Raw genomic sequence first — 3825 nt, 5'->3', positions numbered from 1 at the left:
GTCCGGAGCAGACCGCTCCGGACCCCGCCTGTTGCCTGCCGCCGCACCTTCAGCCTACCAGACCTTCACGCGCTGCTGGGGGGGAAGGTACATGCCGTCGCCCTCCTTGACGCCGAAGGCGGTGTAGAACTCCGGGATGTTCTTCAGCGGCACGTTGGTGCGGAACTCGCCCGGCGAGTGCGAGTCGCTGAGGAGCAGCCGGCGGAGCGTCGCCTCGCGCTCCTTGGTGCGCCAGATCTGCGCGAAGCCCAGGAAGAAGCGCTGGTCGCCGGTGAAGCCGGCGATCACGGGCGCCTCCCGGCCGTTCAGCGAGCGGCGGTAGGCCTTGTAGGCCATGGCGACGCCGCTCAGGTCGCCGATGTTCTCGCCGAGCGTCAGCCGGCCGTTGATGGGGGTGCCGGGGATGGGCTCATACCCGCTGTACTGCCCCACCAGCACGTCCCCGCGCCGCTTGAACTCGTTCAGGTCCGCCTCCGTGAACCAGTTGCGGAGGTTCCCCTCGCCGTCGGAGCGGGAGCCCTGGTCGTCGAAGCCGTGGCTGATCTCGTGCCCGATCACCGCGCCGATCGCCCCGTAGTTGACCGCGTCGTCCGCGTCGGGGTTGAAGAACGGCGGCTGCAGGATGGCGGCCGGGAACACGATCTCGTTCATCGTCGAGCTGTAGTACGCGTTCACCGTCTGCGGGGTCATCGCCCAGGCGCCGCGGTCGATGGGCTTGCCCAGCCGGTCCACCATCTCGGCGAAGCGCCACTCGCTCGCGCGCCGCAGGTTCCCCGCGACGTCGTCGGGGCGGATCTCCAGGGCAGAGTAGTCGCGCCACTCGTCCGGGTAGCCGATCTTGACGTTGAAGCGGGCCAGCTTCGCCTGCGCCTCGGCCTTGGTCTCGGGGCTCATCCACTCGAGCTGGTCGATCCCCTCGCGGTACGCGGCGACCAGGTTGTCCACCAGCTCCTGCATGCGCGTCTTCTGCGCGGGCGTGAAGTGCTTCTCCACGTACAGGCGGCCCGCCACCTCGCCGAGCGTGCCGTTGACCGTCGCCACGGCGGAGGTCCAGCGCGGACGCTCGGCCTCCTGCCCGGACAGGACCCGCCCGCGGAAGTCGAAGCGCGCCTTCGCGAAGCGGCTGGGGAGGACCGGGGCGGCGGCGTCCAGCACCTTGAAGGTGAGGTACTGGCGGAGCGCCGGGAGCGGCGTCTGCGCCAGGACGGTGTCCAGCGCCTGGAGGTAGTCCGGCTGCGACACCACGACCCCGGGCGTGCTCGCGGCGCCGGCCGCGTCGAGGAAGCGCGTCCAGGAGAAGCCGGGGGTGAGCCGGTCCAGCTCGGCCACTGTCTTGAGGTTGTAGGTCGCCTCGCGGTCGCGGCTGCGAGCGCGGTCCCAGTGCTTCGCGGCGAGCCGGGACTCGAGCGCGACGACCGCCTTCGCGGCCCGCGCCGGGTCCGGCTCTCCCGCCAGGCGGAAGAGCGTCTCGGCGTACCGCTCGTACGCGGCGAGCGTCTGCTGCAGGCTGGCGTCGGACTTCAGGTAGTAGTCGCGGTCGGGGAGGCCCAGGCCGCCCTGGCCCACGCTGGCGATGTAGCGGGTGGCGTTCTTCGGGTCCTGCCGCACGCCGAAGCCGAACGGCGTCTGCACGCCCTCCCGCTGGAGCTGCGCGAACAGCTCGGGGAGCTGGCCCCGGTCGGAGAGCGCCGCGATGCGCCGGAGCTGCGGCTGGACCGGCGCGATGCCGAGCGCCTCGATCCGCACCGTGTCCATGTAGCTCAGGTACAGGTCGCCCACCTTCTGCAGGTCGCTCCCCGGCGCGCGGTCCGGCGTGGCCGCGGCCCGCTCCACGAGGGCGCGGACGGCGGAGTCGCTCTGCTCCCGGAGAATGGTGAAGCTGCCGAAGCTGCCGCGGTCGGCGGGAATCTCGGTGTTCTTCAGCCACCCGCCGTTGGCGAAGCGGAAGAAGTCGTCCTGCGGACGGACCGAGCGGTCGAAGCCGGCGGTGTCGATGCCGAGCGCGAGCGCGCGGGGCGCGGGCGCCGCCGCGGCCGGAGCCTGCGGGCCGGGAGCGGCGCACGCCGTGAGCACGACCGCCCCGAGCGCGCCGGAGAGCCAGCGCGTATAAAAGCTAAGCGTCATCGGTGCAGTGGGTTGGGAGACGACTCAGGAGCCCCGGAGGGCGATTAGTTCAGCATTGAAACATAACCTGTTCGGTCCCATATAGGAACCCGAAGGGCCCCGGTGCGCGATGTACCGGGGCCCATTCTGCGGCCGGCCTGGCGCCGATCCGGGTCATTTCCCGGCTCCTCCATCCTGACGCGCCCGCATCTCGGCGCCCAGCCCGTCCAGGAAGCCCTTCACCGCGCCCTTCCCCTGCGCCTGGGCCGCCTCGCCCAGCCGCTCCAGCTCCAGCTCGCGCACGTGCACCATCCCCAGGACGCCGACGGTGGCGAGCCGCTCTCCCACCCGTCCCACCGAGACCACGCCGTAGCTCCGATAGGAGAGCAGCGAGGGCACCACCCGGTCGGCGCCGAAGAGGCTGAGCACCGGGTGGTCCGCGCGGAAGCCCTCGGCGAACCGCTCGCGGTGCCGCGGCTCCGACGGGTTCAGCAGGAAGAGCAGCCCCAGCACCGCCGCGAACGCCAGCAGCTTCTTGATCATGGTTTCTTCCGGTGCGATGGGATCGGCCCCGCGGTCATTCGCGCGGGGCGGGGAGCGTCTGCAGCAGGGCGGAGATGCGCTCGTCGGCCGTCATCCCCTCCACCTCGGCCTCCGGGGTGAGCATCACCCGGTGGCGGAGCACGGGGAGCGCCAGCGTCTTCACGTCGTCCGGGGTGACGAAGTCGCGCCCGGAGAGCAGCGCCTCCGCGCGCCCGGCCAGGAAGAGCGCCACCCCGGCGCGCGGGCTGGCGCCCAGGGCGAAGCTCGGCTCCTCGCGCGTGGCCCGGACGATCCGCGTGATGTAGTCGCGCACGGAGGGCTCCACGTGCACGGCGGCCACGGCGCCGCGCAGCTCCAGCAGCTCCGCCCCGGTCATCACCGGCTCGATCCCGTAGGTGTCGGTCCGGTCGGCGCTGAACCCGTCGGCGTAGCGGTCCAGGATGGCGCGCTCCGCCTCCTCGCCGGGGTAGCCGACCGTGACCTTGAGGAGGAAGCGGTCGAGCTGCGCCTCCGGGAGCGGGTAGGTGCCCTCGTACTCCACCGGGTTCTGCGAGGCGAAGACGGTGAAGGCGGCCGGGAGCGGGCGGGTGGCGCCGTCGACGGTCACCTGGCGCTCCGCCATGGCCTCCAGGAGCGCGGCCTGCGTCTTGGCGGGGGCGCGGTTGATCTCGTCGGCCAGGAGGAGGTCGGTGAAGACCGGCCCCGGGTGGTAGACGAACTCGCGGCGCGCCTCGTCCAGCATGTTCACGCCGACGAGGTCGGTGGGCATCAGGTCCGGGGTGAACTGCACCCGCCCGAAGCGGAGGTCCAGCGCCAGCGCCAGCGAGCGGATCGCCAGCGTCTTGGCGGTCCCGGGGACGCCCTCCAGCAGGGCGTGCCCCCCGGCGAGGAGCGCCACCAGCATCTGCCGCAGGGTGGCGTCCTGCCCCAGCACCACGCCGCGGAGCCGGCGGAGGACCTCGGCCGCGCGCTCCGCGCCCACCGGGTCGGGGATCAGCGTCGTCACGTTTGCTTCACCTCGGAAAGGAGTCGGTCCACGTCGCGGGCGAGCGCGACCAGGTCCGCCCGGTCGCCCTTCGCCCATTCCTGCCGCAGCTCGCGCGCGGCCTCCCGCCCCACCGGGAGCCGGGTGCCGAGCCGCTCCAGCAGCTCGCCCTCGCCGCGCGCGTCGCGCGGCCC

General features: G+C 72.5%; 3 protein-coding genes. All 3 read right to left on the bottom strand.

The genetic code is table 11. The annotated features are described in order from the left end of the window. Window positions 1-54 precede the first annotated feature (54 nt). A complete protein-coding gene (locus VGR37_02050; protein HEV2146179.1) occupies window positions 55-2124 on the bottom strand; it encodes a M13 family metallopeptidase in 2070 nt (689 codons plus the stop codon). Window positions 2125-2277: 153 nt separating this feature from the next. After that, entirely contained in the window at window positions 2278-2646 is a 369-nt protein-coding gene (locus VGR37_02045; protein HEV2146178.1) for a hypothetical protein, read from the bottom strand. 34 nt (window positions 2647-2680) lie between these two features. Further along, on the bottom strand, window positions 2681-3652 hold the full coding sequence (locus tag VGR37_02040) for a MoxR family ATPase (protein ID HEV2146177.1): 972 nt from the start codon (window positions 3650-3652) through the stop codon (window positions 2681-2683). Between the last annotated feature and the right edge of the window lie 173 nt (window positions 3653-3825).

It is taken from the genome of Longimicrobiaceae bacterium (assembly GCA_035936415.1).
Classification (GTDB): Bacteria; Gemmatimonadota; Gemmatimonadetes; order Longimicrobiales; family Longimicrobiaceae; genus JAFAYN01.
The sequence above is the reverse complement of the archived record's forward strand: the minus strand, read 5'-3'. Positions and strand labels throughout refer to the sequence as shown.